Annotated in this window: 20 protein-coding genes; 13 read left to right on the forward strand and 7 right to left on the reverse strand. The window is 71.0% G+C overall.

Annotated features, from left to right (window positions below; all coding sequences use genetic code 11):
* Positions 1-45: 45 nt before the first annotated feature.
* The 3 genes from ACTMTJ_RS31950 to ACTMTJ_RS31960 are packed head-to-tail and all read left to right on the forward strand — an operon-like array spanning position 46 to position 2,464.
* Positions 46-936, forward strand: coding sequence for a cupin domain-containing protein (locus ACTMTJ_RS31950; protein ID WP_441222365.1), 891 nt, complete (start codon positions 46-48; stop codon positions 934-936).
* The gene (locus ACTMTJ_RS31955; protein WP_441222366.1) at positions 933-1,610 is read left to right on the forward strand and encodes an SDR family NAD(P)-dependent oxidoreductase; all 678 of its coding nucleotides are present in this window, start codon (positions 933-935) and stop codon (positions 1,608-1,610) included. Before ACTMTJ_RS31950 ends, ACTMTJ_RS31955 begins: the two co-directional genes overlap by 4 nt.
* On the forward strand, positions 1,607-2,464 hold the full coding sequence (locus ACTMTJ_RS31960; protein WP_441222367.1) for an NAD(P)-dependent oxidoreductase: 858 nt from the start codon (positions 1,607-1,609) through the stop codon (positions 2,462-2,464). Before ACTMTJ_RS31955 ends, ACTMTJ_RS31960 begins: the two co-directional genes overlap by 4 nt.
* Here ACTMTJ_RS31960 and ACTMTJ_RS31965 read toward each other — a convergent pair.
* Positions 2,450-3,514, reverse strand: a complete 1,065-nt coding sequence (locus ACTMTJ_RS31965) for a DNA polymerase ligase N-terminal domain-containing protein (RefSeq protein ID WP_441222368.1) — start codon at positions 3,512-3,514, stop codon at positions 2,450-2,452. The genes ACTMTJ_RS31960 and ACTMTJ_RS31965 overlap by 15 nt on opposite strands.
* A gap of 193 nt (positions 3,515-3,707) precedes the next feature.
* On the opposite strand from ACTMTJ_RS31965, the gene ACTMTJ_RS31970 reads away from it, so the two are divergent.
* On the forward strand, positions 3,708-4,028 hold the full coding sequence (locus tag ACTMTJ_RS31970) for an STAS domain-containing protein (protein WP_441222369.1): 321 nt from the start codon (positions 3,708-3,710) through the stop codon (positions 4,026-4,028).
* Here the strand turns inward: ACTMTJ_RS31970 and ACTMTJ_RS31975 are convergent.
* The 3 genes from ACTMTJ_RS31975 to ACTMTJ_RS31985 form a co-directional block, all read right to left on the reverse strand.
* Complete coding sequence (locus ACTMTJ_RS31975; protein ID WP_441222370.1) at positions 4,010-4,858, reverse strand: glycosyltransferase family 2 protein; 849 nt, start codon at positions 4,856-4,858, stop codon at positions 4,010-4,012. The two genes, ACTMTJ_RS31970 and ACTMTJ_RS31975, sit on opposite strands and share 19 nt — an antisense overlap.
* A gap of 85 nt (positions 4,859-4,943) precedes the next feature.
* Positions 4,944-6,089 (reverse strand): GH12 family glycosyl hydrolase domain-containing protein, encoded by a 1,146-nt coding sequence (locus ACTMTJ_RS31980; protein ID WP_441222371.1) that lies wholly within the window; start codon positions 6,087-6,089, stop codon positions 4,944-4,946.
* Between the two features lie 78 nt (positions 6,090-6,167).
* Positions 6,168-6,926 (reverse strand): IclR family transcriptional regulator, encoded by a 759-nt coding sequence (locus tag ACTMTJ_RS31985; protein ID WP_441222372.1) that lies wholly within the window; start codon positions 6,924-6,926, stop codon positions 6,168-6,170.
* 22 nt (positions 6,927-6,948) lie between these two features.
* Here ACTMTJ_RS31985 and eda point away from each other — a divergent pair, with 22 nt between their 5' ends.
* From eda to ACTMTJ_RS32020, 7 genes are all read left to right on the forward strand, one after another.
* Positions 6,949-7,620: a bifunctional 4-hydroxy-2-oxoglutarate aldolase/2-dehydro-3-deoxy-phosphogluconate aldolase gene (eda, locus tag ACTMTJ_RS31990; protein WP_441222373.1), complete on the forward strand. Its 672-nt coding sequence runs from the start codon at positions 6,949-6,951 to the stop codon at positions 7,618-7,620.
* Positions 7,617-8,714 carry a sugar kinase gene (locus ACTMTJ_RS31995; protein WP_441222374.1) on the forward strand — a complete coding sequence of 366 codons (1,098 nt, stop codon included), beginning with the start codon at positions 7,617-7,619 and terminating at the stop codon, positions 8,712-8,714. The genes eda and ACTMTJ_RS31995 overlap by 4 nt, the downstream gene beginning before the upstream one ends.
* A 167-nt stretch (positions 8,715-8,881) precedes the next feature.
* Complete coding sequence (locus ACTMTJ_RS32000) at positions 8,882-9,991, forward strand: FAD-dependent monooxygenase (protein ID WP_441222375.1); 1,110 nt, start codon at positions 8,882-8,884, stop codon at positions 9,989-9,991.
* Positions 9,992-10,077: 86 nt separating this feature from the next.
* Positions 10,078-11,835: an aa3-type cytochrome oxidase subunit I gene (gene ctaD, locus ACTMTJ_RS32005; RefSeq protein WP_441222376.1), complete on the forward strand. Its 1,758-nt coding sequence runs from the start codon at positions 10,078-10,080 to the stop codon at positions 11,833-11,835.
* A 932-nt stretch (positions 11,836-12,767) separates the two neighbouring features.
* The gene (locus tag ACTMTJ_RS32010; RefSeq protein ID WP_441222377.1) at positions 12,768-13,460 is read left to right on the forward strand and encodes an ATP-binding cassette domain-containing protein; all 693 of its coding nucleotides are present in this window, start codon (positions 12,768-12,770) and stop codon (positions 13,458-13,460) included.
* Between the two features lie 194 nt (positions 13,461-13,654).
* Positions 13,655-14,791, forward strand: coding sequence for a hypothetical protein (locus tag ACTMTJ_RS32015; protein WP_441222378.1), 1,137 nt, complete (start codon positions 13,655-13,657; stop codon positions 14,789-14,791).
* Complete coding sequence (locus ACTMTJ_RS32020) at positions 14,788-15,423, forward strand: hypothetical protein (protein WP_441222379.1); 636 nt, start codon at positions 14,788-14,790, stop codon at positions 15,421-15,423. The genes ACTMTJ_RS32015 and ACTMTJ_RS32020 overlap by 4 nt, the downstream gene beginning before the upstream one ends.
* A gap of 4 nt (positions 15,424-15,427) precedes the next feature.
* On the opposite strand, the gene ACTMTJ_RS32025 is transcribed toward ACTMTJ_RS32020, so the two are convergent.
* Genes ACTMTJ_RS32025 through ACTMTJ_RS32035 form a run of 3 tightly spaced genes read right to left on the reverse strand, consistent with a single transcriptional unit; the run spans position 15,428 to position 19,913 of the window.
* The gene (locus ACTMTJ_RS32025) at positions 15,428-15,982 is read right to left on the reverse strand and encodes an isochorismatase family protein (protein WP_441222380.1); all 555 of its coding nucleotides are present in this window, start codon (positions 15,980-15,982) and stop codon (positions 15,428-15,430) included.
* Positions 15,983-15,991: 9 nt separating this feature from the next.
* Entirely contained in the window at positions 15,992-17,266 is a 1,275-nt protein-coding gene (locus ACTMTJ_RS32030) for a nicotinate phosphoribosyltransferase (RefSeq protein ID WP_441222381.1), read from the reverse strand.
* A gap of 10 nt (positions 17,267-17,276) precedes the next feature.
* Positions 17,277-19,913 carry a LuxR C-terminal-related transcriptional regulator gene (locus tag ACTMTJ_RS32035; RefSeq protein WP_441222382.1) on the reverse strand — a complete coding sequence of 879 codons (2,637 nt, stop codon included), beginning with the start codon at positions 19,911-19,913 and terminating at the stop codon, positions 17,277-17,279.
* Between the two features lie 159 nt (positions 19,914-20,072).
* Here ACTMTJ_RS32035 and ACTMTJ_RS32040 point away from each other — a divergent pair, with 159 nt between their 5' ends.
* Together ACTMTJ_RS32040 and clpS are read left to right on the forward strand one after the other, a co-directional pair.
* Entirely contained in the window at positions 20,073-21,434 is a 1,362-nt protein-coding gene (locus ACTMTJ_RS32040; protein WP_441222383.1) for a hypothetical protein, read from the forward strand.
* Positions 21,435-21,513: 79 nt separating this feature from the next.
* A complete protein-coding gene (gene clpS, locus ACTMTJ_RS32045) occupies positions 21,514-21,804 on the forward strand; it encodes an ATP-dependent Clp protease adapter ClpS (RefSeq protein WP_173039686.1) in 291 nt (96 codons plus the stop codon).

Genomic DNA, 21,804 nt, shown 5'->3' on the forward strand with positions numbered 1-21,804 from the left:
CCGGCTTGGAGCCTCGCGGCCGCCCGCGGCGAAGCGAGGACGGCCGTGAGCGATTCACGCCATGTCGTACGGCGGGCGTCGGAGGCGGCGTTCGCCGCCGTCTCCGACGGCTTCTCGCAGTGGTCCATCGTGGACGAGAGCGTGCCCGGCGCGGTGCACACCGGGTTCGCGGTCTGCGAGCTCGCCGCCGGTGCCTCGGTGCCCAGCCGGGTCAACTGGTTCGAGGAGTCGGTCTACCTGCTGAGCGGGTCGGCCGTGATGGACACGCCGGGCGGCTCGTACCGGCTGGAGCCCGGCGACTACGGCCTGGTCAACACCGGCGTGCCGTACGCCTGGCGCAATCCGGGCGACGAGCCGGCCCGGTGGGCGCGGATGCAGGCGCCGCAGCCGCGCGAGCGGTTCGGCGGCGACGCGCTGGCGGTGCCCCTCGCCGCCGCGGGGCCGGTGCTCCCGGTCGACCCGCGCGACCCGCGCACCCAGGCGTTCGGCCACATCTCGCCGCGGCACATGGACCCGGGCAAGCAGAGCCAGGACCTGCTCGCCGTCTCGGCCAGCATGCGTACCGCCCTGCTGGTGTACAGCGGCATCACCGTGAAGATGATGGTGGACAGCGACCTCGGCGCCGACCTGTCCACGATGTTCATGGTCCAGTACGAGCCGGACGGCGTGGCGGGCGCGCACGACCACCCGTTCGAGGAGACCTACCTGATCCTGGAGGGCGCCACCGACGCGACCTTCGACGGCGAGACGTACCGCCTCGAGGTCGGCGACGTGGCCTGGGCCGGGGTCGGCTGCGTGCACGGCTTCGCCAACGCGGGCGACGGGCCGGTGCGCTGGCTGGAGACTCAGGCGCCGCAGCCGCCGCCCCGCCATTCCTACCGCTTCGCCCGTGACTGGACGTACCTTCGCGAGGTTGTCGACAGGGAGGCTCGATGAGTGTTGTGGTTGTCGGCGGTTCCGCGGGCATCGGCCTGGAGGTCGCGCGGTTCTTCGCCGACCTCGGCGACGACGTCCTGTTGACCAGCCGGGACGCCGGCCGGGCCGAGCGGGTGGCCAAGGAGGTCGGTGCCCGCGGCGCGGCGCTCGATCTCGCCCAGCCGGAGACGATCGCCGACGCGCTCGCCGGGGTGGAGCGCGTCGACCATCTCGTGCTGGCCGCGATCGAGCGCGATCACAACACCGCCGCCGAGTACGTGATCGAGCGGGCGCTGCGGCTCGTCACGCTCAAGCTCGTCGGCTACACCGAGGTCGTGCACGCGCTGCTGCCGAAGATGCACGCGGGCAGCTCGATGGTGATCTTCGGCGGCCAGGCGATGCAGCGGCCCTACCCGGGCTCCACCACGGTGTCCACGGTGAACGGTGGCGTGGTCGGGCTCGTGCACACGCTCGCCTGCGAGCTGGCCCCGATCCGGGTCAACGGCATCCACCCGGGCATCGTGGGCGACAGCCCGTACTGGGAGGGCAAGCCGCTCGACGCGGTCGTGGCACGTACGCCGCTCGGTCGGCTGGCGGTCATGAACGAGGTCCGCGACGCCGTTGTCTTCCTGCTCCGCAATGGGGCGATCAACGGTGTCAACCTGCCCGTCGACGGAGGCTGGCTGCTCAAGTGAGAGTCGCGATCATAGGTACCGGCCGGATGGGCGGCGGGATGGCGGTCCGGCTGCGCGAGTCGGGCGCCGACGTCGTGGTGTGGAACCGCACTCCCGAGAAGGCTTCGGCGACCGGCTGCGCCGTGGCACCCACCGCCCGCGAGGCGGCGGCCTCGGCCGACGTCGTGATCGTGTCGCTCGCCGACGACGCCGCGGTGCTCGCCGCCTACGACGGGCCGGACGGCGTCGCGGCCGGGCTCCGCGCCGGCACGGTCGTCGTGGAGAGCAGCACGGTCGACCCGGAGACGGTACGCCGGCTGGAGCCGCTCGTGTCCGGTCGCGGTGCCACGCTGCTGGACGGCCCGGTGTCGGGCAGCATCGCGCTGGTCGAGAAGGGACAGCTGACGTTCATGGTCGGCGGGCCCCCTTCCGGCGTCGACAAGGCGCGGCCGGTGCTCGACCTGCTCGGCCGCCAGGTCTTCCACGTCGGCGAGCTGGGCTCGGGCGAGGTCGTCAAGCTGGCCGTCAACACCGTCGTGCTCGCGCTCAACCAGGCGCTCGCCGAGGCGCTCGTGCTGGCCGACCGGGCCGGGGTGCCCCGCGAGACCACGTACGAGGTGCTCGCCAACAGCGCGATCGGCTCGGCGTTCGTGTCGTACAAGCGCGCGTCGTTCGAGCGGCCGGACGAGACACCGGTGGCGTTCAGCCTCGACCTCGTCGCCAAGGATCTCGACCTGGTCCGCCAGCTCGCCGAGCGGGTCGCCGCCAGGATGCCCCAGGCGGACACCAACCTCGGCGTGGCTACCGCGGCGGTGGCCGCCGAGCTCGGCGGCCGCGACATGAGCGCCGTCGCCGAGTACCTACGGCAGCTCTAGCCACTGGCGGGTGCGCTTGCCCGGCAGGTAGGGCGAGTCGAGGCGCTTGGCCAGCACGCCGCCGACGCCCTGCTCGCGGCTGGCCTGCCGGGCGAACTCGCCGCCGCCGGTGAAGTGCGGTGGCACGAGCCAGTGCGGCCCGGCCAGCTCCAGCGCGGCCAGCAGCTCGCGCCGCTCGGTGTACGGCAGGTCCACGGTGGAGCGGCCTTCGACCCAGAGCAGGTCGACGACGAGGTACTGCACCGGCACCCGGGAGGCCAGGCGGCGGGCGGCCGCGCCGTCGGTGACCCGGGCGCGCGGGCGCAGCGCCGCCTCGCTCACCCGGCCGGCCGCGTCGAACGCCACGATCACGCCGTCGAGCACGCACTCGGTGGGCGCCAGCGCCTCGGCCATCTCGCGCAACTCCGGGTACGAGGCGGTGACGTCCTTCTCGTCGCCGCCGAGCACCCGCGGCCGGCCGCCGGACACGTAGGTCACCGCGCGCACGCCGTCCCAGGCCAGCTCGTACGCCCACGCGTCGTCGTCGGCGGGCAGCTTCGCGGCGCGTACCGGCAGCATCGGCGCGACGAGGTCGGGCATCGGGCTGAACCCGGCCGGCGGCGGATCCATCCGGTGGATCATCCAGTTCTTGCCGTCGGTGCGAAACAGTACGTACCGGCCGGAGACCCGCTCGCCGTGCAGCGTGACGATCACCTCGCGGTCGCGCCACTTCTCGGTCTCGTACGTGCCGCGGTCGAAGATGGTCATCCGGCCGCCGCCGTACTCGCCCGCCGGGATCTCCCCGTGGAAGTCGAGGTACTCCATCGGATGATCCTCAGTCTGTACTGCGAGGTTGTTGCGCGCCGGGTCGCGGGGCACGCCGCGCGGCACCGCCCAGGAGACGAGCACGCCGCCGCGCTCCAGCCGCAGGTCCCAGTGGAGGCTGCTGGCGTGGTGCTGCTGGATCACGAATGCGTCGTCGTCGCCCGCCGCCGGCCGCCCCTCCGGCACCGGCTCCGGCGTGCGCTTGGCATCCCGCTTGCGGCGGTACTCGTCCAGCCGGTCGCCCATAGTCGCAATTGTGGCCGCGTCGTGGCGGCATCGCATGGGCCCCATCTGGGTACCGTGGAAAGCACCTAGCCACCTGGCCCCAGGGGCTGGCGACGTCCCGGTCGGCGCGAAGCGACGATAAGGGACGGAGCCGGCATCCCGGGGCCTAGGCGAGCGGAGCGAGCCCAGCTAACTCAGCCCCGGGGGTGAGGCGTTGGCCTACTTCACCGTCATCCGCCTCGGCGAGGCCGCCCTGGTCTACGCCGAGGGTCCACTCGATGCCACCGTCGCCGCCAGCCTCCACGACGCGCTCGCCGACATCGTCGACGAGCGGGCCACTCCGATAGTCATCGACCTTGTCCGCGTGCCGACCGTCAACGACGGCATCGTCACGGCTCTCGCGGCGGCCGCTTCACGCGCCGCCCAGCAGGGCCGGGGCCTGGAGCTGCGGCTGGCCGCCGGCCAGCGCTTTACCGTGACCGGCGCGGCCCAGCTGCGCCAGGTGATGGGGAGGGCCTACCCGACGGCAGCCTGACCGGTCTCCAGCCGGCGCAGTGCCGCCTCCAGGTGGGGCGGCACCCGGCGGCGGTGCCGCAGCACCCAGGGCAGCTCGGCGAGCGCGTCGTGGAGGCCGCCGCGCCCGTCCGAGGTGGACAGCGCCCGCGCGGCCTCCCGCACCGCCCTGGTCGCCGGCCGTCGCAGCCACGTCGTGAGCAGGTCGTTGCGGATCATCATGCGCCGCCGTGCCGCCGGATCACGGCCGGTGGGCAGGGGCAGGTGGCGCACCACGAGCGTGGGCAGGTAGGCCAGCCCCCAGCCCCGCACGGCCAGGTCCATCGCGAGGAGCGCTTCCTCGCCGTACACGTGGAGCTTGGGCTGGAATCCGCCGACCGCGAGGAAGACGTCTCGCCGGACCACCGCGGCGCAGGCGAGAAAGCCCAGCACCGACGGGCCCGGCTGGGTCGGCGTGGTGCCGAGCGGCGCGGCGGCCATCGCGGCCGAGACCGGGTCGAGCCGCGCCGTGGGCCCGACCAGCACGCGGGCCGCGAGCAGCGCGGTGCTCGGATGCTTGTCGAGCGCGTGCGCGGCCTGGTCGAGGGCGTCGCCCTCCCAGTAGGAGTCGTCGTCGGCGAAGGCCACGTACGGCGTATGGGCCAGAGCGGCACCGGCGTTGCGCGCCGCCGCGCCGGCGTTGACTGGCAGGCGCAACACCCGCACCCGCGGGTGCCGCGCCGCGACGGCCGCCGCGGTGCCATCGGTCGACGCGTTGTCCACGAGGATCACCGGCGCCCGATGCCGAGGGAGCGTGTCGAGCAGCTGCTCACGCCGGTTGTGGCTGGCTACGACGACCGTCACTTTACGCACGGCGCGCTGGATACCCCGCTTCCCGCCGGACATGCGATCGGGGGCGCCCGGTTGGGCGCCCCCGATCAGTGCGGAGAGAACGAGGTCAGGTGGAGCAGGCGGTGCCGTTCAGCGTCCAGCCCGTGGGGGCGCCGTTGGTGCCGCCGTGCGTGCCCTGGAAGCCGAACGTGGTGTTCGCACCCGGGGCGATCGAGCTGTTGTGGCCGACGTTGCGGGCGCTGACCGAGGAGCCGCTCTGGGTGACGGTCGCGTTCCAGCTGTTGGTGATCTGCTGGCCGCTCGGGAACGAGAAGCCGAGCGTCCACCCGTTGACCGTGCTGGAGCTCGTGTTGGTCACGGTCACGTTGCCGGTGAAGCCGTTGTTCCACGAGTTCGCCGTGTACGCGACCCGGCAGGCGCCACCGCCGCCCGGCGGGGGCGTCGTGTTCGGCGGCGGTGTGGTGTTCGGCGGCGGTGTGGTGTTCGGTGGGTTGCCCTGGTTGACGGTCGTGGAGAACGAGTTGACGCCCAGGCCGACGCCGCCGTTCCACGGCTCGAAACCACCCTGGATGCTGGTCAGGTACCAGGAGTTGGTGATCGCGCCGCGGTTGCGGATGTCGTTGATGAAGTCCAGGACGTTGAAGCTCCAGCTGTTGATCGGCGACGGCGCCACGTACGAGATGACGTTGTTGGAGCCGTTGCTGCCGCGCCAGACGTCCCAGGTGCGTCCGCCGACGTTGCCGGAGCCGACCGAGGAGCCGATCGGCTGGATCGGGCCCTGGCGGTTGAACCAGATCATGATCTCCATCTGGTTGACCCCGTCGCGCTTGGGCGTCGGGTCCAGCCAGATGTCGAACGAGGCGTTGTACGTGCCGCTGGCGTACGTGTAGCTGATGTTGGTCGGGATGCTGCTGATCTGGCTGACCTGGAGCGGCAGGTTGGTGCCCGGCGAGCAGTTGGTGTAGTGGCAGCCGAAGAAGACCGACGGGTACGACAGCGGCGCCCCGTTGGTCGCCGCGCTGCCCTGCTGGCTCACGATCGAAAAGCCGGTGTTGGTTACGTTGATGCACTGCTCGGCGTTGGAACCCCAGCGGTTGTTCTGCACGACGTAGCGGCCCTGGATCGTGGTCGAGCCGAACTGCTCACAGATGCGGACGTCAGCCTGCGCCGGCGAAGCGGCGGTGGTGATGACCGCGGCGGTGCCCGCGAGGAACAGGCCGATCGCGGCGAACGCGCGTATCGGGCGTTTCATGGGTGCTCCTTCTCGTGGTGGGACGGGTCCGGGTGGGTCGGACGGGAGCGCTCCCATGAGGTTAGGACATATTCACGCTTATGAAAACATGCTGCGCGCCGCCCGTAACTGATCCGTGGCCCGGGCGAGCGCGTCGGTGATCCGTTGCTCGCTCTCCGGTCCGATGCGGGCGGCCGGTACGGACAGGCTGATCGCGTCGGTCGGCGGGTCGGCGAGGGGCACCGCGATCGCGAAGCACACGATGCCGTCGGTGTTCTCCTCGCGGTCGACGGCGTATCCCCGTTCCCGGGTCAGCTCCAACTCCGCGTGGAGCGCCTCCCGGTCGGTGATCGTACGGGCGGTGAGCCGGGGGAGCGGCCAGCGCAGCTGGCCGTCGGGGTCGGGGCTCCGGGCGAGCAGCGCCTTGCCCAGCGCGGTGGCGTGCGCGGGCAGCTTGCGCCCGATCGCGCTGTACAGCCGCAGCCGGTGCACCGATTCGCGTTTGGCCAGGTAGACGACGTCCGGGCCGTCGAGCCGGCCGAGGTGCACGGCCTCGCCGAACCGCCGGGACAGGTCGTCGAGCACGCCGGACACCACCCCGACCGCGTCGTCCGCGTCGAGGTAGGCGGCACCCACCTCCAGCGCGCGCACGCCGAGGCCGAAGCGGGTGCCGGTCGGGTCGGTCTCCACCCAGCCGCGCCGGGCCATCGTGCGGAGGATGCCGTGCAGGCTGCTCTTCGGGATGTCGAGCGCGCGGGAGAGCTCGACCAGCGAGCGGCGCCCGGGGGACGCGGCCAGCGCCTCGAGCACCTCGAGGGTGCGGTCGGCGGACTTCACGGGGGGTTGGACCGACGTCATGCGTTCCATTATGGTCATGTACGTGACCGACGTTCAGTATGTTGAACAGACCATCGGTAAGAACCGGCTGCTCCCGGTCGTTGTGCTCGAAGACGCGCGTGCTGCCGAGCCGCTCGCCGCCGCGCTGACGGCCGGAGGGCTGCGCAGCGTGGAGGTGACGTTCCGGACCGACGCGGCCGCCGAGGCGATCCGCGTCATGGCGGAAAACCCCGAGCTGCTCGTCGGCGCCGGCACGGTGCTGACCCGGGCACAGGTCGACGCGGCGGTCGAGGCGGGGGCGAAGTTCGTGGTCAGCCCCGGGTTCAGCCCCGTGGTCGTGGCCCACTGCCGGGAGGCCGGCCTTCCGGTGTACCCCGGTGCGGCCACGGCGACGGAGATCCAGATGGCGCTCGACGCGGGGCTGTCGATCGTCAAGTTCTTCCCCGCCGAGCAGGTCGGCGGGGCCAAGATGATCAAAGCGCTGGCCGCGCCGTTCCGGTCCGTGCGGTTCATACCCACCGGCGGGGTAAACACCGGCAACCTGCCCGACTACCTCGCGCTCAAGGCGGTCTTCGCGGTCGGCGGCACCTGGATGGTCGCGCCCGACCTGCTCGCGGCGGGCAAATGGGACGAGGTCACCCGACTTACCGCGCTAGCGGTCGCGCAAGCGGAGCAAGTGGCAACAGCGGTCGCGATGACGAAGGAGAACCGGTGACGCTCCAGATCAAGAACGCCGAGGAGTGCCGTTACGACCTTGTCTCGCTCGGCGAGATCATGCTGCGTCTCGACCCGGGCGAGGGGCGGGTGCGCACCGCGCGCAGCTTCCGCGCCTGGGAGGGCGGCGGGGAGTACAACGTGGCCCGCGGGCTGCGCCGCTGCTTCGGCATGCGCACGGCGGTGGTCACCGCGTTCGCCGACAACGAGGTGGGCCGGCTGCTCGAAGACCTCGTGCTCCAGGGCGGCGTGGACACCACGTTCGTGAAGTGGCTGCCCTACGACGGCATCGGCCGCGCGGTGCGCAACGGGCTCAACTTCACCGAGCGCGGCTTCGGTGTGCGCGGCGCGGTGGGCACCTCCGACCGCGGGCACACCGCCGCCAGCCAGCTCCGCCCCGACGACGTCGACTGGGACCACCTCTTCGGCACGCTCGGCGTCCGCTGGCTGCACACCGGCGGCATCTACGCCGCGCTCTCCGAGACCACACCGGACGTGATCGAGGCGGCCATGTCCGCCGCGCGCCGGCACGGCACCGTCATCTCGTACGACCTGAACTACCGGCCTAGCCTCTGGAAGGCGGTCGGTGGCAAGGAGCGGGCGCAGGAGGTCAACCGGCGGCTCGCGCGGTACGTGGACGTGATGATCGGCAACGAGGAGGACTTCACCGCCTCGCTCGGCTTCGCGGTGCCGGACACCGACGAGTCACTGTCCACGCTGGAGGTTGCCAACTTCCGCCGCATGATCGAGGAGGTCACGAAGGAGTACGGCAACTTCGCCGTCGTGGCCACCACCCTGCGGACGGTGCGCAGCGCGACGGTCAACGACTGGGGCGCGATCGCCTGGGCCGACGGCGCGTTCGCCGAGGCGACCCACCGGCCGGAGCTGGAGATCCTGGACCGGGTGGGCGGCGGCGACAGCTTCGCGTCCGGCCTCATCTACGGGCTCATCAGGACCGGAGACCTCCGCACGGCGGTCGAGTACGGCGCGGCGCACGGCGCGCTCGCGATGACGACACCTGGCGATACGTCGATGGCGAGCCTCAAGGAGGTGGAGGCACTCGTGCGCGGCGGCGGTGCGCGGGTGCAGAGGTGAGCGTGCGCCAAAACGTGAGACTTGCGTAGCGCAATTGCGTGTTCGGGGGACTACCCTTAGCGCCATCGGGGCCTATCCTTGGCCGGTCGCTCCGAGTAGTCTCTTGGCTTCAACGCGTTGCCCCTCCCCCGCGCCGGGGCTGGAACAATCTCCGGAGGCGTTCGCACATGCTCGGATCCAGCCTGCGGATCCTCGTTGTCGGTGCCGGCATCGCCGGCCTGGCAGCCGCCCGCGCACTGCGCCTTGCCGGCTTTCGCCCGGAGGTGGTCGACAAGCTCCCCGCGTCCACTGTGGCGGGTGCGGGCATCTACCTGCCGGGCAACGCCACGCGCGCCCTGCGCGAGCTCGACCTCGACGCCCCGGTGCGGCCGTGCGGTGAGGTGGTGACCCGGCAGCGCTTTCTCGACGCGGAGGGGCGCCAGCTCTGCGAGGTCGACCTGGCCGAGCTGTGGGAGGGCGTGGGCGAGTGCCGCGCGCTGCCCCGCGCCGACCTCCACCGGGTGATGCTCAGCGGGGCCGGCGGCGCGGTGCGGCACGAGACCGAGGTGACCTGCCTCGAGGTGGTGGCCGGCGAGACCGCCAAGGTCCAGTTCGGTGACGGCTCCAACGCGGAGTACGACCTGGTGGTCGGCGCCGACGGCCGGCGCTCCTCGGTGCGCACGATGGCCGCGCTCGGCGGCGCCGCGGTCCCGGTCGGCCAGGTCATGTACCGCAGCGTGGTGACCGGCGGGCCGAAGGTCGGCGAGTGGACCGCCGTGCTCGGCAAGCGGGCCGCGTTCGTCGTGATGCCGATGGGCGCGGGGCGGCTGTTCTGCTACGCCGACGAGGCCGCCTCGGCCGCGCCGGCCGACCCGCTCGACCGGGTGCGGGAGGTCTTCGGCGGCCTCGGCGGCCCGGTGCCCGCCGTGCTCGAAGCGATAGAGAAGGTGCAGGTCGCGGTTACCGACGAGGTCGAGATCGGCAGCTGGTCGGAGGGGCCGGTCGTGCTTGTCGGCGATGCCGCGCACGCCACCGCGCCGACGCTCGCCCAGGGTGCGGCCATGGCCCTCGAAGACGCCGTGGTGCTGGCCGAGTCGCTGCGCGGGGCGGCCTCGGTGACCGACGCGCTCGACGAGTACGAGCGGCGCCGCCGCCCGCGCACCCGCTGGGTGCTGGAGCGCACCCGCGACCGCGACCGGCTGCGCGACGAGGCGCCCGCGATCCGCGACCCGCTGCTCCGGGAGCGCGGCGAAGCCATCTTCGCGGAGCACTACAAGGGACTCGTGGCTCCCTACTAACCCCCGTAGTTGATGGCCGCCGGCGGAGGACTATCCTGCCCGTTGGACCGCCAGATCAAGAGCCAGCACACACCCGGAGGCCCTGCGTGACCACCGTCGCACCGAAGCCGATCGTGACGCGGCCGTGGCCGGTCCGAGAGCCGGTCAAGGGTTCCGCGATCGCCCGCATCCTCCGCACGACGGACGCGAAGCAGATCGGGATCATGTACATGATCACGTCCTTCGTGTTCTTCATGATCGGCGGCCTGATGGCGCTGCTGATGCGCGCCGAGCTGGCCCGTCCGGGCATGCAGTTCCTCTCGCCCGAGCAGTACAACCAGCTGTTCACGATGCACGGCACGATCATGCTGCTGTTCTTCGCGACGCCGATCGTGTTCGCCTTCGCCAACTTTGTCGTGCCGATCCAGATCGGTGCGCCGGACGTGTCGTTCCCCCGGCTCAACTCCTTCGCCTACTGGCTGTACGCGTTCGGCGGCACGCTCGCCCTGGCCGGCTTCATCACGCCGGGTGGCGCCGCCGACTTCGGCTGGTTCGCGTACGCGCCGCTCAACGACGCGGTCAACTCGCCCGGCGTGGGCGCCAACATGTGGATCGTCGGCCTGGCCATCTCCGGTCTCGGCACGATCCTCGGCGGCGTCAACATGATCACGACGATCCTCACGCTGCGCGCGCCGGGCATGACGATGTTCCGGATGCCGATCTTCACGTGGTCGATCCTGATCACCGCGCTGCTCGCGATCCTGGTCTTCCCGCTGCTGGCCGCCGCGCTCTTCGCGCTCGCCGCCGACCGCATCCTCGGCGCGCACGTCTTCGACCCCGCCACCGGCGGGCCGATGCTGTGGCAGCACCTCTTCTGGTTCTTCGGGCACCCCGAGGTGTACATCGTCGCGCTGCCGTTCTTCGGCATCATCAGCGAGGTCGTGCCGGTCTTCAGCCGCAAGCCGCTCTTCGGCTACAAGGGCATGGTCGGCGCGATGATCGCCATCGCGGCGCTGTCGATGAGCGTGTGGGCGCACCACATGTTCGCCACCGGCCAGGTGCTGCTGCCCTTCTTCAGCTTCCTGAGCTTCCTGATCGCCGTCCCGACCGGCATGAAGTTCTTCAACTGGATCGGCACCATGTGGCGCGGCCAGTTGACCTTCGAGTCGCCGATGCTCTTCGCGATCGGCTTCCTGGTGACGTTCCTCTTCGGCGGCCTGTCCGGCGTGCTGCTGGCCAGCCCGCCGGTCGACTTCCACGTCTCCGACTCGTACTTCGTGGTGGCCCACTTCCACTACGTGCTCTTCGGCACGATCGTGTTCGCGGTGTACGCCGGCGTCTACTTCTGGTTCCCGAAGATGACCGGCCGGATGCTCGACGAGCGGCTGGGCAAGATCCACTTCTGGCTGACGTTCATCGGCTTCCACACCACGTTCCTGGTGCAACACTGGCTCGGCAACGAGGGCTTCCCGCGGCGGTACGCCGACTACCTGCCCGATGACGGCTTCACCACGCTCAACACGATCTCCACGATCGGCTCGTTCGTGCTGGGCGCGTCCACGCTGCCGTTCCTTTACAACGTGTGGAAGTCGTACAAGGCCGGCCAGGTCGTCGAGGTCGACGACCCGTGGGGCCACGGCAACTCGCTGGAGTGGGCCACGACCTCGCCGCCCCCGCTGCGTAACTTCGACCGCATGCCGCGCATCCGCTCGGAGCGCCCGGCCTTCGACGCGAAGTTCCCGCACCTGGCCGCCGGTTCCCAGTCGGTCGCCGGCCCGCCGGAGGGCGGCGCGAAGCCGCTGACCAGCGAGTCGCGGGGCGGCGCCACCTACCAGGAGGACACCTCCACCGAGATCGACCGCTAGCCCTACAAAACGGATCGCGGTGCCTGCCTTGCCGGTGGGGCACCGCGATCCTTCTGTTTGGTGCGGCCGCTATCGTGCTGTCCGTTACCTAAATGTGATGTCGCTCGCGGTAGGTGTGTCAATGTTCATAATTTGGACATAGCGCCTGCGAATTTCGAGATGTCGTGACGCTATGTGCTCGTCCCATGGGTTTGATATTTCATCGGGTTGAGGTCGCCGCCAACCGGTCTCTATGCTCGCCGCGCCTCGGCCGGGCAGGTTAACAAATTGACCCATGGAGGAACTCGTGCGACTACGCCTAACTCGCAGGTTACTGTCCATTCTTGGTTTTGCCACGCTGGCCTTAGCGGCTCCATCCGCTGCGTTAGCGGTCAATGTCTCGTCAAACGACGGTTCCGGTACGCAGAACGTCACGCAATGGTTCGGCAACGGCGCGACGCTATCTGGGACTCTGAAGTCAACCAGTGGCAGCGCCGTCTACTACTCCGGACTCGTGGCAATCAACAACTGTGACGACAGCACTTATGGCCGTTACTCCTCCAACACCACCAGCACCAGCGGTCAGACGAGGGGTGGGACGATTTCCGCTCTCATCGGCGTCTGGCCCTGTAGCTTCGAGGGAGTGAAGGCGCGGGTCTGCAAGGACGTCAACAACCTTCCTGACCCGTGTGGATCTTGGTCCTCCACCATTAGGCCCTAGCATCTCGCAGATGCTCGGGCGGCCGGGTAACATCACCACAGCAAGGTCGGTCCTATTTTCCGTCGGTCCAGGATATAGGTCCGAGTTCGCACAATAAGCCGCGAAAATCGCCCGACGGCTCACTGGGCTCGACAGTCCGTCGGCCCAGTGAGCCACCACTTCGTGCCGGAGCCTGTTCGGGGGCAAAGTGCTAGAGGTCAGAGACGTTCAGTTTCGTTACGGTCCGAAGACCGTGCTCGTCGGAGTGTCGCTGGATCTGACGAACGGAGCAAACCTGTTCCTGGGCAGAAACGGGGCCGGCAAGACCACCCTCATGCGCGTCCTTGCCGGTGCCGTCCGCCCTGACGCGGGAGATGTGCGGCTGAACGGCAGGTTGTTCAGTGGGCGGTCCACGTCGGGGCGGCAGGTGCTGCGACACATCGGGTGGCTCCCCCAGGACTTCGGCTTTCCGCCGCGTATGAAAGTCGACGAGTTCGTCGCGTATGCGGCGTGGCTGAAGCAGGTGCCAGCGGCGCAGGTTCTGGCACGGAGCAGCGCCGTCCTCGAAGTCGTCGATCTCGTGCGGCAAGCCCACCAGCCGCTGAAGAGCCTCTCTGGCGGGCAGCTGCGAAGGGCCGGCCTCGCCGCCGCGCTCGTAGCCGATCCGGACGTGCTCATTCTGGATGAACCAACCGCGGGGCTGGATCCTGAGCAGCGCGACGCGTTCCACGAGCTCATCCGACAGATCGGGCACGAGAAGGTCGTCGTCGTGGCGACGCACCTCTTGGAGGACGTCGAGGCATTGGCGGGGCACATCGTGGTGATCGACCATGGCTCGGTCCGGTGGCAGGGCGATCCAGGCGGGTTGGAGCGACTTGGCGGCGGTGGTTCCGGCCTCAGCGGTCTGCGGGCCGGTTTTCAGGCGGCGATCGGCCAGAAGCCGTGAGAAGCCTCGCGCCCGGCAGGTTGACCTCCGTCGACCTCCTCATCGGCCTCGCCGTAGCGGTGGTCACAGCCGCTCAAGGCATCCTGGTGGTGGCGACGAAGTCGGAGCGGTGGGCAGGACACTGGCCGAGCAGCAGCGCGGCGGTCGGCTGGGCCACCATTTGGGGATGTTGCATCGGGTCGGCCGCGGCCGCGTTGCTGGTCGCCGCCGCCCGGCGCCACAACTATGACCATCTGATCCAGGGGTCGTCCCGAGGCCGTCCGGCGATCTTCGGTGCCGGGCTGCTGGCCATCGGCGCCGGCAATCTCGCGGGCTACCTTGCCGTGACCGGCTACCTGCTTTCGACAACCGGGCCGGAGGCTACCCACGGACGGCTCAATGTCCTCGACTTGCTGTCCACGCTGGCCGCGGTGCCACTCGCCGTTGGCCTCGGTGCCGCGGCCGGGCGGGTCCTGCCAACGCGGCTGGCGCCGGTCGCGGCGGCGGTCCTCCCGTACGCGATCTACATGCTTCTCGTGTATGGGAGCGCGTACAGCGGAAACATCGTGTTCACGGACATCTCCCTGGCCGATGACACCGACCGTACCTATCTGCGACTGCCGACCGAGTTGGTCATCGGTCGCGGGGTTTTCTGGTTGGCCGTGGGGGCCGCGTTGATCTGCTGGGCGCTGCACGCCGGCCGTTCGGCATACACGGCGGTCCTGATCGCCGGATTCGGAGCCTCGGCCGTCCTGCTCACCGCGGGTACGCGGTATGAGGTGCCGAGCGAGCACCAGGCAGTGTGCGTCGAAGGCAGGCCCACGGTCTGTCTCGACCGCGCACATGATCATCTCGTCGACGAATACGTCCGTCGCGTCCGGGCCAACGCCGCCGCGCTTTCGGGGATCGACTTCACCCGGCTCACCGTGACGCCGATCGAAAGCTTCGGCGACACCGCGCCCGTAAGCGGTGAGGTCGTCTTCGCGCCCATCGTCAAGCGAAACACCTCACCGGCACACCAGATCGATTCCGCCTCCTTCGACGCCGCGTTCGGCGCTGGTCTATTCCTCACCTCGTGTCACGACGCCAACGACGGTGAGCGGCCGGCCGGTGCCGAAGACAGCCTCCGGACTGCGGTGGCGTTGTACCACTGGTGGCTCAGTGCCCGCGACCTGCCTCTCGACGGCAGCAACTATCCAGGTGAGATCGACCTGAAGTCGGTCCTCGCTGCTGATGCCTCGACAGCGGCTGTGGACAAGAGGCTGTTCGCGCTGTCGCCGGGCGAGCGGATGGCCTGGCTACGGGAGCATCAGGCCGCCATCCTGAGCTGCCGGGCGGGTCCGCTGCCGTGACGGTGCCGCACAGCCTGCGGGTACGCGCCCGGATCGTGCTCGCATTCGCCGGCGCGCGCGGCGTGACGCCGCGGTCGGTCGCCGCATACGCCGGGCTCTGGCTTGCCATCGGCCTGGGCTCCCGATTCAGCATGTCCGCGCTGGGTCTGCGGTTTGCTCCGCCGGGCAGCTCGTCGCTGGATACCGTGGCGGTGGTGTTCATGTTGCTCCCGGCAACCGCTCTGGCGAACGGCACCGCGAGTCGACTTCCGGCGCTGGAGTCGGTGCGGTCGCGCGGAATGCTCTATGCGAATTCCCTATGGGTCTTCGTGCTGGTCGGTGGGGGCACGCTCGTCGCGTTGGCGACCGCCTTCACCTGGCACGCGTCGATCAACCAGCTTTCGCTCTTCTCGACCTGGTTGATCGTGCTCTCGGTGACGCTGGTCCTCGGCGCGGCCCTTACGACCACCGCCGCGGCCATGGGCACGCTCGCACTTGTCGCGGTCTTTGGCACGCCAGGCCTCGTGCCGTGGCGATTCAACCTGCTCTACAACGTGACAAACGCCCGCGTCGCGGCGGTCGTCGGCCTGCTGCTGCTGCTGACCGGCGGCGCCTTGCACGTGGCAAGGCATACCAGGCCACAGGCCGGATGAAACCTCAAGGGGTGAGGGTGACGCCGGCGGCCTTCATCTCGCGGAGAGCGGCCTCCGTCGTCGCCGGTGCCACGCCTGCGGTCAGGTCGACCAGCACTGTCGTGTCGAAGCCCTCGCGGGCGGCGTCTACGGCGGTCGCCCGTACGCAGTGGTCCGTGGCGATGCCGACCACGTCGACCTGTGTCACGTCGCGGGCGCGGAGCCAGTCGGCGAGGCCGGTGCCCTCGTCGTCGTGGCCCTCGAAGCCGGAGTAGGCCGCGGCGTGTTCGCCCTTGTGGAAAACCGCGTCGATGCGGCCCGTCGCCAGGGCCGGGTGGAAGTCGGCGCCGGCCGTGCCCACGACGCAGTGGCGCGGCCACGAGTCGACGTAGTCGGGCGGGCTGCCGAAGTGGGCGCCGGGGTCGATGTGGTAGTCCTTCGTCGCCACCACGTGGTCCCACGGGCCGTTGGTCAGCGCGCCGGAGATGCCGGCGGCCACGGCCGCGCCGCCGTCGACGGCGAGCGAGCCGCCTTCGCAGAAGTCGTTCTGGACGTCCACGATGATCAACGCACGAGTCATGAAGGGCTCCTAGGAAGCGGGAACGATCGTGACGGGGACGGCGGGGTCTCCCGCGGAGAGCTTGAGGCCCTCCCACGGGATCGAGATCAGGCATTGGCGCAGGTGGGCACGCGACTCGGCCAGCGTGGGCAGGCCCATGGGCTCGCCACCGGCGACGTACTGGTGCTGGAGCAGGCGGTCGCCCAGATGGCGGTCGGGCACGCCCTGGGTCACCACGATCTCCTCGGTGGCGGTGCCGGTCGGCTTGTGGCGCCGCACCGCCGTCTTGCGGCCGCCGACCGTGGCCTTGTTTTCCGAGCGTTTGACCACCGGGCGCCCCTCGACCTCGACGAGCTTGTACACAAGGCCGGCCGTGGGCGCGCCGGAGCCGACCACGACCGCGGTGCCGGCGCCGTACATGTCGACCGGCTCGGCGGCGAGCGCGGCGATCGCGTACTCGTCGAGGTCGCCGGAGACGATGATCTTCGTCTCGGTGGCGCCCAGCGAGTTGAGCAGGTCGCGGGACTGCTGAGCGAGCACCGAAAGGTCGCCCGAGTCGAGGCGGATGGCGCGCAGCTCCGGGCCGGCGACCGCGATCGCGTTGCGGATGCCCTGGCTGATGTCGTACGTGTCGACGAGCAGCGTCGTGTCCTTGCCCAGCGCCTCGATCTGGGAGGCGAAGGCGGTCGGCTCGTCGTCGTGCAGCAGCGTGAACGCGTGCGCGGCCGTGCCCGCGGTGGGGATGCCGTACCGGAAGCCGGCCTCGAGGTTGGACGTGTACTCGAACCCGGCCAGGTACGCGGACCGCGCGGCGGCGACCGCGGCCTCCTCGTGGGTGCGGCGCGAACCCATCTCGATCACCGATCGGCCCCGGGCGGCGGTGACCATGCGGGCGGCGGCCGCGGCGATCGCGCTGTCGTGGTTGAGCACCGAGAGGATGAGCGTCTCCAGCAGCACGCACTCGGCGAACGTGCCGGTGACGGTCAAGATCGGCGAGCCGGGAAAGTAGAGCTCACCCTCCGCGTACCCCTCGATGTCGCCCGAGAAGCGGTAGGCCGACAGCCACGCGGCGGTCTCTTCGTCGACCACGCCGCGGCTGCGCAGGTGGTCGATCTCGGCCTCCGTGAACCGGAAGTCGCGCACCAGGTCGACGAGCCTGCCGGTGCCGGCGACCACGCCGTAGCGGCGGCCGGTCGGTAGGCGGCGGGCGAAGACCTCGAAGACGCACCGGCGGGCGGCGGTGCCGTCCTTGAGCGCGGCGCTGAGCATCGTCAGCTCGTAGTGGTCGGTCAGCAGGGCGGTCACGCCACACAGCCTATGGCTCCGGCACCGCTCGCAGGGCGTGAGCCAGCTCGCTCCGGTTGGTGACGCCAAGTTTCCCGTACACCCGTTGAAGATGGTTTTCGATCGTGCGGGTGGAGAGAAAGAGCTGGTCGGCGATCTGCTTGCTGGCGACGCCGGCCGCCGCGAGGCGGGCGATCTGCCGCTCTCGCTCGGTGAGCGCGGGGCGCGCCGCCCGGAGCGCGGGCGTGCGGAGGGTGTCGCAGCGGGCGAGCAGGTCGCCCAGGCGGGCGCTCGCCTCGGACCGCTCGGCGCCGTTGGCGGCCCGCAGCCGCACGACCGCCATCGCGGCCGCGTCGGCGGCGAGGAGGAGCAGGCCCCGCTCGGCGAACGCGTCGGCCACCGCCAGCAGCTCGGTGCCGTCGCCGGCGGCGGCCGCGTGCCGGGCCAGGAGGGCGGTGAGCGGGCCGTCGACCACGGCGGTCAGCTCGGCGAGCCGCTCGGCGACGGTTTGCGGCCCGCCGACCGGCAGGTTGGCACAGCCCAGCCGCACCAGATCGTGCAGGATCAGCGCCTCGTGGGCGGCGAAGCCGTCGCCGCGCAGCCGCTCGACGAGCGTGACCAGCCTCTCGATCGCCCGCTCGACCTCGCCTCCGCAGGCCGCCACCCAGGCGCGGGCCTGCTCCCGCCACGGGTAGAGGACGGCCATGCCGGGGCGGTGGGTCTGGTCGGAGTCGGCCATCGCCGCCTTCGCCTCGTCTGCCTCGCCGAGCAGGGCCGCCGCGTGCGCCCGCTCGGCGTGGGCGAGGCCGGCGAAGACCCGGCTGCCGGCGAGGACGGCGCAGGCCTGGAGGCTGCCGCGAAGCGCCTCGCCGGTGCGACCGCGGAGCCGGGCCGCCTGGGCGCGCACCACGGACATGTAGCCGGAGCCGAGCCGGAAGTCGCCCGCGTCGGCCAGGTCGGCGAACTCGTCGGCCACGATCGCGTCGATGCCGGCCACGTCGCCGGCGAGCGCGAGGCGGGTGCCCCGGGCCAGCTCCAGGGCGAGCTGGAGGTATGGCATCTCGGTCTGCCACCGCGGCGCGTCGGCCTGCACCTGGTCGGTGACGCGGGCGCTCTCGGCGAGCTGGCCGCGCACGGCGTAGGCGTGGGCGAGCACGCACTGGGCCAGCGCGTGCGCGGAGGCCGGTGCGGTCGGACTGTCCACGATCGACTGTGACAGCCGGCAGGCCGTTTCGGTCTCGAGCCGGTGCATCCGCATGATCGCCTCGAACGAGTGCACGCGGGCCCGGAAACCGGGATCGGCGACGGTCGCGGCGTCCGCGGCGATCTGGTCCACAGCGGACTCAAGGCCGAGCCCCCAGTAGGAGACCAGCCCGCGCACCACCAGCCACCGGCTGCGCCGCTGGTCGGAGTCGATCTCGTCGCGCACCGACTCGAGGATGGGGAGCGCCTCCTCGGGCCGATCCATGAACATCAGGATCGCGGCCAGCAGGTCGGCCGCGTCGAACCCGCCACCCGTGTCGAGCGCGGCCCGGGTGAGGCGGGCGCCGAGGTGCATGTTGTATCGGCTGAACGCCTGCGCGCCCGCCTGGAGCAGCATCGCCGGATCGGTGGCCGTGCCGGAGTCGAGCCGCCACTCCGCCACCCGGAGGAGGTCGTCACGGCGGCGGATGCCGGCTCCCTCGACGAGCGTGGCGAGGCGGGCCTTGAGCCGCATGGCCCGGGTGACCGGGCAGCGCTGGCGCACCACTTCGCCGTAGAGCGGGTGGGCCAACCGGACATGGTGGCGGCGGTCGCTCGCGGCGACGCGGATGAGCCCGCGCTCCTCCGCGCTCTCCACTGGCGCCTCGCCGGCCGCCTCGATCAGCAGCGACAGCCCGATCGGCTCGCCGAACGCGACGAGCTCGATCGCCTCCCGCACGTCGTCGCTGAGGTCGCCGATGCGCGCGTCGATCAGGTCGGTGAGGCGGGGCGCGAGGTCGAACTCGCCGGTCCAGCGCCACACCCCGTACGGCCGGGTCAGCTCGTCACCGGTCGCGGCGGCGATCACGAGCTCGCGCAGCAGCAGCGGGTTTCCCGCCGAGAGGCGCCACAGGCGGTCGGCGGAGGCCGTGTCGACCGGGCCGCCGAGCATCTCGACAAGCAGCGCATGGGTGTCGGCCGCGGAGAGCGGGGCCAGCTCGTCGTGGTCGACGAGGTCGTCGGTCCACAGTGCACGAACCGGCAGCGGCACCTGCTCGCCGGTGCGCAGCGTGCCCAGCACGGTGGCGTGCGCGTCGCGGGCGACAAGGTAGACAAGCGCGGCGGACGAGGGGTCGAGCAGGTGCGCGTCGTCGATCGCGAGCACCATCGGACGGCCCGCGGCCTCGCGGTGCAGCGAGTCGACGGCCCACCGCAGCAGCCCGGCCGGCGACACACCGACCGGCTGGTCGCCGGGGAGCACCTGCGCCAGCCCGCCGAACGGCAGCCCGGCCACCGCGATATTGGCCGTGGCATTCCAGACCGCGTATCGCTCGGGGGGCAGGACGCTGACCGCCTCACGCAGCAGCCGGGTCTTGCCGATGCCGGCCGTGCCGCTCAGGATGAGGCCGCGGCGGCCACCACTCGTGGCCGAGGCGACGATGCGGCGCAGCTCATCGGCTCGGCCGACGAAGTGCCACGGGCCCACTCGCGGAGCATATAGAGCCTCCTCATGACACGCGGACCGCCGGATGTGCCAACTTGAGTAGCGGAGTGGTCAGCGCTGAGTAGCGGCCGGGCTGCCATGCGCCACCGCGGACCAATAGCGTTCCGATGCGCGGATGAGGCGGCGTCCTGGGAGGCGTAGATGGCGGCAGCGGTTGGCGTGGTGGACTCGGTGGGGGCCGAGCCGGGCGCCGAGGGTCGGCGCGGGATCCGGCTCCGTGTCGACCCGGTGCAGTCCGTGCCGGACGAGCCGACAGCGGTGGTGGTGGCCGGGAGTGGGCGCGGCCTCCTTCTCGACGCGCTGCTCGGCGCGTCCGGCCCGGCGCCAGACCTTCCCGAGGGCGCCTATCTCGTGGTGCGGCCGGGGCTCCGGGTGGCGGCCTGGGCGTACGTGCCGGGTGCCCGGCTGCCCCAGCCGTACGACCTGGCGGGGCCCAGATCGGGCGGTTTCGTCCGGCCGCCGCGGCGGGTGGAGCTCTCGCTGCCCGACCCGCTGCTGCGGCACTTCACGCTGATCCGCGCGCCCGATATGTCCACACTGGACATGGCCGGCGGCCGGATCCTGCTCGACGTGGTCCGCCGCGCCGGCGCCATGGTCTACGCCGGAGACGACGAGTCGGATCTTGTCACCCGCGTGGCCGAGTCCGGCGCGGCGGTCTTTCGCGCGGTGCCCGGCGAGGAGGTCGAAGGCCGGGTCTTCGACGTCGGTCCCGACATGGCCGACGTCGCACGGCTCCGGCGCGCGCTGGTCGAGTGGGCGGGTGCGGAGGCGCTGGCCCGGGCCAGCGCCAACCCGCCGATGCTGCCCGGCGCCTACGGCACCGTGCGGGTGACCGGCGGCGCCCACGAGTCCGGGTGGGCCGAGCGGCTCGACCGGGCCTGCGTTTCGGCCGCGCACACCGTCCGGCAGCGGCTCGCCATCGAGCTCGCCAACGTGCACCTGCGGGGGGTGCAGGAAATTGTCTTCGGAGTCGGCTCGGCCGGCCTGCCCGACGCGCTCGACCGCGAGATGCACGCGGTATCGCTGCGGGCCGTGGCCGAATGCGACGCCGCCGTCGACCGCATCCTCGACGACGCCCTCACCCAGGTGCTCGGCGGGATCCCGCCCGAGGGGGTACGCCGCCGGGTGGCGCTCGCCGTGCGGCGGGAGGTCGCCGCCGAGGGCGGTGCGTCCGATCCGGCCCGGGTCCTGCTGGTCACCAGCACCGGCGGTGTCGCCACGATTACCGGCACCGGTGCGGTGACCGCGCTCGCCGCGTACCGGGAGGAGGCCGACCGCGCCGTGCTGCCGCCACTCGGCGTCGGGCTCTCCGGTGCCTGCTACCAGTACTGGGCCGCGCCCGAGCGGTCCGACCCGGGACACACCCGCAGCTGGTTGCAGCAGGCCGTGCGCGGTGTGGAGCTGGAGCTGCTCGCCGAGGTGTCGCGCCGCTTCGAGGCCGTGCGGAGGTCGCTGAGCGCTCTGCTGACCGAGGCCGTCGACCACGGGATCCTACTGGCTTGAGTAGTTAAACCACTCATTCGCCCCAAAGCGGGACGTTGGAGTTCCTCGGTTCCGCGATTGCGGTGGCACGATGGGGGGCATGGCGGCTCCACAGGTTGCGCCGGTCGAGACTCCGGACATTGACGAGGTGCCGGTCGCGGACCGGGCATGGGTGACGATCGTGTGGGACGATCCCGTCAACCTGATGTCGTACGTCACCTGGGTCTTCCAGAAGCTGTTCGGCTACAGCAAGGACAAGGCCGAAAAGCTGATGCTCGACGTGCACCACAAGGGAAAGGCCGTGGTGTCGAGCGGTGCCCGGGAGAGGATGGAGCACGACGCCTCCCAGCTGCACGCGTACGGCTTGTGGGCCACGGTCGACCAAGCCTGA

The organism is Phytohabitans sp. LJ34 (genome assembly GCF_052068095.1).
GTDB lineage: Bacteria > Actinomycetota > Actinomycetes > Mycobacteriales > Micromonosporaceae > Phytohabitans.

Bases quoted from the DNA above. Each gene is read 5' to 3' on its own strand.
- ACTMTJ_RS31980 (WP_441222371.1), bottom strand. From the start codon at position 6,089: ATGAAACGCCCGATACGCGCGTTCGCCGCGATCGGCCTGTTCCTCGCG.
- ACTMTJ_RS31965 (WP_441222368.1), bottom strand. From the start codon at position 3,514: ATGGGCGACCGGCTGGACGAGTACCGCCGCAAGCGGGATGCCAAGCGC.
- ACTMTJ_RS32040 (WP_441222383.1), top strand. From the start codon at position 20,073: ATGGCGGCAGCGGTTGGCGTGGTGGACTCGGTGGGGGCCGAGCCGGGC.
- clpS (WP_173039686.1), top strand. From the start codon at position 21,514: ATGGCGGCTCCACAGGTTGCGCCGGTCGAGACTCCGGACATTGACGAG.
- ACTMTJ_RS32000 (WP_441222375.1), top strand. From the start codon at position 8,882: ATGCTCGGATCCAGCCTGCGGATCCTCGTTGTCGGTGCCGGCATCGCC.
- ACTMTJ_RS31985 (WP_441222372.1), bottom strand. From the start codon at position 6,926: ATGACGTCGGTCCAACCCCCCGTGAAGTCCGCCGACCGCACCCTCGAG.
- ACTMTJ_RS31955 (WP_441222366.1), top strand. From the start codon at position 933: ATGAGTGTTGTGGTTGTCGGCGGTTCCGCGGGCATCGGCCTGGAGGTC.
- ACTMTJ_RS32025 (WP_441222380.1), bottom strand. From the start codon at position 15,982: ATGACTCGTGCGTTGATCATCGTGGACGTCCAGAACGACTTCTGCGAA.